Consider the following 1,702-nt stretch of genomic DNA (forward strand, 5'->3'; position numbering starts at 1 on the left):
TGGTTACTAACCCACTGATGTCTTTCATCAAGAACCCCTTATCCTTCAATAACATCAGGAATTCTACTGAATACTCAGCAGCTTTTCTGACCATTTCATCAACTTAACTGCTTTTGTTATGTATAGAATTATGAGCGCAGCGAAATACGGAGTTTTGGCTGTCTTAAATTAAATTTACAAGCGATCGCCAATACGTTCTAAACGAACGCAATCTTTTTGAGAATCCCAACTCATCCAAATTAAAATTGCGCGGCCGATAAAATTGCCGGCGGGAACAAAGCCCCATGAGCGGCTATCATCGCTATCGTCACGATTATCGCCTATCATCACGTATTTTCCTTTGGGGACAATTAAATCTTTAAAGTTTTGCGCCGGTCTATCTGGCCGTAAAATAACTAAATGTTTAACACCATTTAAATCTTCTTCATATTCTTTTGCCGGCCAGGTTTTACCGTCGTCGCCGATTTCCAGTGTATTCTCAATAAATTTTTGCGACATTTCTTTCCCATTAATATAAAAAATTTTATCCTGATAAGTAATTCGATCGCCGGGTACGCCAATAACACGCTTTACAAATGTAGCTCCTGGATTGACAGGCCAACGAAATAAAGCAATTTGACCCCTTTTCGGCTCGCCAACATCAACAATTTTTTTATTCCATAATGGAACTCGCAATCCATAATTGTACTGATTCACTAAAATCATGTCGCCAGGCATGATCGTTGGCTCCAATGAACCTGTCGGTACTCGATACGGCTGAAATAAAAAAGAGCGAATAATCAGTACAATCAATAAAATTGGGAAAAAGGAACGGGCGTAATTAATAATAAGTGGTGGCTTAGTGTCTTTTTCAGTCGGGATTTTTTTAATCCGCCCGCAGAGAATATCCACTAACAAAATAACGCCGGCAAAAATCGTTAGCAGCGATAAGACACTAAGAAAATCGAAAATCATGTATAACCTCTAAATAGTCGGTACAGAATAAATAGCAACACCCCGAAAAACATAAGAAGACATGGCGCCCCTCACAGCATCCGGCATCGTGTGACCAAATAAGGATACGATTACTCCGTTCGCTCCAACCCGTGCTGTCATTTCTCTCACGTACTGTTGGATCCGAACCTCACATTCTGGCGTCGGTTTTTTTGAATAAAATTGGAGATTGATATTGCCTAAACGTTGATATACGTAGGGAGCTGTTATCATACTATAAAAGCTTACTTGATCAGCAGGAACGGGAGTTTGTGGGGATGCAGTGGGTAATAGAATTCCCTGAGGCTCGGCGGGGTGCGAAGGCACCGTTAGATAAATAGCAATAAGTATCATTAATCCGATTAAGACAGCAACTATACTGCTTTTCGTAGCATCTGGATTCAAGATTCCTCCCCTTTCAATTATTAACGCCTCAATAGATGGCCTGAGTTTACATCCTAGATAAAATCATAAAAACTTCTAACGCATCCCTTCCACAATCTCTCTATGCTTGCGGGAGAGGGCAGGAGAGGTAAAAACCGCAGCAAATAAGTTTTAACTTCTCCCATCTGTTACCCACAAGTCACGGCTATTTCCAATTTTAGCAAAAGTACCCCCTATGAGCGCAGCGAAATACGGGGGCGATAGACGAGATCATTATTTTCCCGTATTCTGCTTTGCTCCATACGTATAGGCCCTGGGTTGTTGTGTCAACAATCAGTTTTGACGA

Annotated in this window: 2 protein-coding genes; both read right to left on the bottom strand. The window is 41.1% G+C overall.

Annotated features, from left to right (window positions below):
- Positions 1-174: 174 nt before the first annotated feature.
- Positions 175-954 carry a signal peptidase I gene (gene lepB, locus FIV31_RS07510; protein ID WP_280124342.1) on the bottom strand — a complete coding sequence of 260 codons (780 nt, stop codon included), beginning with the start codon at positions 952-954 and terminating at the stop codon, positions 175-177.
- A 9-nt stretch (positions 955-963) separates the two neighbouring features.
- Positions 964-1,377, bottom strand: a complete 414-nt coding sequence (locus tag FIV31_RS07515) for a hypothetical protein (protein WP_280124343.1) — start codon at positions 1,375-1,377, stop codon at positions 964-966.
- Positions 1,378-1,702 lie beyond the last annotated feature (325 nt).

It is taken from the genome of Coxiella endosymbiont of Ornithodoros amblus (genome assembly GCF_019425495.1).
Lineage (GTDB): Bacteria > Pseudomonadota > Gammaproteobacteria > Coxiellales > Coxiellaceae > Coxiella.

Excerpts from the sequence above, each read along its gene's own strand:
- lepB (WP_280124342.1), bottom strand. The coding sequence starts at position 954 with ATGATTTTCGATTTTCTTAGTGTCTTATCGCTGCTAACGATTTTTGCC.